General features: G+C 46.6%; 1 pseudogene. It reads left to right on the plus strand.

Annotated elements, in window-relative coordinates:
- Positions 1-292 (plus strand): annotated as a pseudogene (locus tag CHH91_RS18365) (glycolate oxidase); the annotation flags it as partial.

The raw sequence follows: 292 nt of genomic DNA on the forward strand, positions 1-292 counted from the left end.
CGTTTGAACAATACGACTGCGATTACATGGTGAACAGTATTGGCGGCTGCGGGGCCATGCTTGTAGAATACGATGACCTTTTAGCAGATGAGCCTGAATGGAGAGAACGGGCGTCTCACTTTGCTGAAAAAAATGTCGACAGCAGTGTGGTTTTTTCCCAGCTTCCACTTCCATTTGTGAAAAAATTGAACGGAGTCGCAACATACCAACCGTCCTGCCATATGGCAAATGTTCAAAAGCGCATAGAAGAACCGGTAAAGCTGCTTCAATCGATTCCAGGGATGACGTACGT

Source organism: Virgibacillus sp. 7505, assembly GCF_002272135.1.
Taxonomy (GTDB): Bacteria; Bacillota; Bacilli; order Bacillales; family Amphibacillaceae; genus Terribacillus.